2 protein-coding genes are annotated in these 3,771 nt (G+C 26.7%); both read left to right on the plus strand.

What is annotated here, in order from left to right:
- Positions 1–124 precede the first annotated feature (124 nt).
- A complete protein-coding gene (locus tag MBFIL_RS03135; RefSeq protein ID WP_211261697.1) occupies positions 125–778 on the plus strand; it encodes a hypothetical protein in 654 nt (217 codons plus the stop codon).
- 12 nt (positions 779–790) lie between these two features.
- Positions 791–3,673 (plus strand): DEAD/DEAH box helicase family protein, encoded by a 2,883-nt coding sequence (locus MBFIL_RS03140; protein ID WP_066971417.1) that lies wholly within the window; start codon positions 791–793, stop codon positions 3,671–3,673.
- The last annotated feature ends 98 nt before the right edge of the window (positions 3,674–3,771 follow it).

Genomic DNA, 3,771 nt, shown 5'->3' on the forward strand with positions numbered 1-3,771 from the left:
AAACCCCACCAAGAAAAAATAGAACCAATTGTAGAAGAAGTTTCTGAAATAAGAAAAAAATAAAGAAGCAATGTTTAATTTAAGGCAATTCTATAGAATCGATTAAATCCTTAACTTAACAGCTGTGCTTATTTATGTAGATTCTCCTTCTAAAATGACAGGATATAATACTTTAGTTAAAGCTCAAAGGCTTCGAAATACATATAAAGGAGGATGGAAAAAAGTTGTTGTTTTAGGATGGAACTTTGTCCAGTCTATAGGTCAGGATATTCAACAATTAAATGATAAAAATTTAGAAGTTCTTGTTATTCCTCCTGATTTATTAGATCAACTTAAAACAAAATCAAATGCTAAAAAATTAATTGACTCTGGAAATATTAGATTTTCATCTTTACAATATCTTAAAATTAAAAGTCCTGAGTTAAAGAGTTATGACACTGAAAATGAAGAATTAATTGTAGAATTGGATAATTATGTTTTATTATCTCCTGATGCGTTGCCATTAGATGATAAAAATAAGAAAAAGCTTAGTGATGTTATTGCAAAGGAACCTTTATCTTTAATTGAATATTGGAGTATTGATCCAGATTATGATGGGGAAGTATTTAGGAGTAAATGGCAAGACTATAGGCAAAATACAACTAATGATAATGACCCATATAATGTTGTTAAAAAAGCTAGATTAAATGTTCCTAAATTAGATTACCCAAGAACAGTTTGTGTTAAAGCTATTGATGTATTTGGATTTGAAAGTGCAACTACATTTAAATTTAAATAACGGAGGTATTTTATGGCTAAACAAATTAAAGGTACAGGGAAAAATCCTTTGGATATGGCTAACTTTTTAAGTGAGGAAGTTAATAAAGCATGGGATAATGGTTCATTTTTAGATAATGTGAGCCCGGTTACTCAAGATCTTTTAAAGCACTGGTTTAATGAAAATTTTGTTTATATAAGAGATATTAATTTTCATAAAGGGCAAAAACAAGCTATTTTAAATATTATTTATCTTCATGAGGTTTTAGAAGTTGAAAATGTAATGGATTTATATCTTAATACTAATCCTGAAATCCTTCAAAAAATGGATGTTGATGATTTAAGTAAACAAAAATATCAACATCCTATGTATGCTGTTAAAATGGCTACAGGCACTGGAAAAACGTGGGTATTGAATGCAATATTGATTTGGCAATATTTAAATGCAAGAGCTGAAAGTTTAAATGGTACAGAAAAATCTGGAAAATTTTCAAAAAACTTTTTAATTGTCGCTCCTGGACTAATAGTATACAATCGACTTTTAGATGCTTTTCTTGGAAAAGAAGATAGTGAAGGAAATCGTAACTTCTCAAGTTCTGATTTTTATAAATTTAAAAAATTATTTATTCCTAATTATTATACTGATGTAATTTTGACATTTGTACAGAATTCAGTAGCTAAAAAAGAAGAAATATCTTCAAAAGTAACAGGAGATGGGTTAATAGCTATTACTAACTGGCACATTTTAGCAGGTGTTGAAGAAGAAATTGTTATTGATAATCCATTAGAATATCCTAAAGAAGTTTTAACTAATGTTCTTCCTATTTCTCCAGGTACATCTGGAGGAAATACTTTAGAAAATTTAGATAACAATTTTTTAAAAGGAAACGAAATAGAATATTTAGCTGATTTAGATAATTTAGTAGTTTTTAATGATGAAGCACATCATATTCATGAAATAAAAAAAGGTGGGGAAATAGGAGAAGTTCAATGGCAAAAAAGTCTTAATTTTATTTCAAAAGATAAACAAAATAGATTTATTCAAATTGATTTTTCAGCTACTCCTTTTAGTAATACTACTGGAAAAAATAAAATTAAACATTACTTTCCTCATATTATTGTTGATTTTGATTTAAAAAAAGCTGTTGTGGATGGTTTAGTTAAGATGATAGCTATTGATAAGAGAAAGGAAATAGACTCAATAGATTTGGATTTTAAAGCTATTCGTGATGGTAAAAAAGTAATTGGTCTTAGTGAAGGTCAAAGGTTAATGTTAAGAGCAGGACTTAAAAAATTAAAAATTTTAGATGAGGAATTTACTAAATTGGAAAATAAACATCCTAAAATGCTTGTAATGTGTGAAGATACACAAGTAGCTCCCTATGTGACTGAATTTTTCAAAAATGAAGGTTTGAATGATGAGGATATAATGGAAATTCATTCTAATAAGAAAGGAGAAGTCTCAGAAAAACAATGGAATGAAATTAAACAAAGATTGTTTAATATTGATAATTATAAAAAACCAAAAATTATTATTTCAGTTTTAATGCTTAGAGAAGGGTTTGATGTTAACAATATTTGTGTTATTGTTCCTCTTAGGTCATCTGATGCACCAATATTATTAGAACAAACTATTGGTCGTGGTTTAAGATTAATGTGGAGAGAACCAGAATATTTTGATACTAAAGAAGAAAATAGAAAAAATGTTTTGGTTGATAAAAAAGAGCCTTCTAATTACTTAGATTTATTAAGTATTATTGAACACCCTAAATTTATGGATTTTTATAATAAATTTTTAGAAGATGGTGTTGTAATTAATGTTGAAGATACTCCAGAATCAGGAAATACTTTAGGGGATATGATATCCGTAGGCTTAAGAGAAAATTATAAAAGTTTTGATTTTTATTGGCCTGTTATTCTTAGGGAGCGTGAGGAAATATTATCTAAAGAAGAATTATCTTTAGGTGGTATGGAACCATTTAATATTCCATTATCAACACTTCAAAAAATTAAAGGAGAAGGAGGAGAAAAATTTGAATCTCATGATATTATAGTTAGAACAAGATTTGGAGAGTATGATGTTACTGCAGATTTATTTTCTGCAGAAACATATAATGAATTTATTTCTAAGATTCTTAATTCAATAACTTCAAGCTTTCAATCTGTTAAAAAGGGTCAAAAATCTTTTCCAATAATGCAAATTAATAATGCTGAAATTGTAAGATTAATTGATGAGTATATTAGATATAAATTATTTAATACAGAGTTTAATCCATTAGAAAATGAAAATTGGAGAATTCTTTTAATGTCTGAAAAATCTATTATTAATCATATTATTAAAGAAATCAGCAAAAAAATTTATCAAATGCAAACAAATGTTAATATTCAAGAAGCTGAAGTTAATAAAATTTTCTTTTCACAAATTGATACATTAAGAATGAGAGAAAATTATTCATTAGAGGTATCTAAGTCTATTTATGATAGATTACCTTATCCTTCAAATAAAGGAGGATTAGAAAAGTTATTTATAGAAAATGTTGATATTGATGGGAGAGTTGATTCCTTTATAAAAATAAATGAATATTATCACACTTTTGCTACAATAACTTATATTCGAGAAGATGGATTGCTTGCAAGATATTTCCCAGATTTTATAGTTAAAATTTCAAATGATATTTATCTTGTTGAAACAAAATCAGACAATATGATTAGTTCGGGTAATGTTCAATTTAAAAGAATAGCTACGCTTGAATTTATTGAAAAAATCAACCAGCTTAAGGGGGATGATAGAATGGATGCTAACTGGCATTATGTTCTTTTAGGAGAAACAACATTTAAAGGAATGTTAAATAAAGGAGCTTCAATAAAAGAAATATTGGATTATTCTATTTTAAGGGGATGTCCCATAATTCTATAAGTCGTTGAAAATCTATTTAATTAATTTTTAAGCGTTTTAACTAAATATATAGTAAAACAAAGTTATTTTAATCATTTTTAAATATAATATGTTTTCAT

It is taken from the genome of Methanobrevibacter filiformis, from assembly GCF_001639265.1.
In the GTDB taxonomy this organism is placed as follows: domain Archaea; phylum Methanobacteriota; class Methanobacteria; order Methanobacteriales; family Methanobacteriaceae; genus Methanacia; species Methanacia filiformis.

Bases quoted from the DNA above. Each gene is read 5' to 3' on its own strand.
- MBFIL_RS03140 (WP_066971417.1), top strand. From the start codon at position 791: ATGGCTAAACAAATTAAAGGTACAGGGAAAAATCCTTTGGATATGGCT.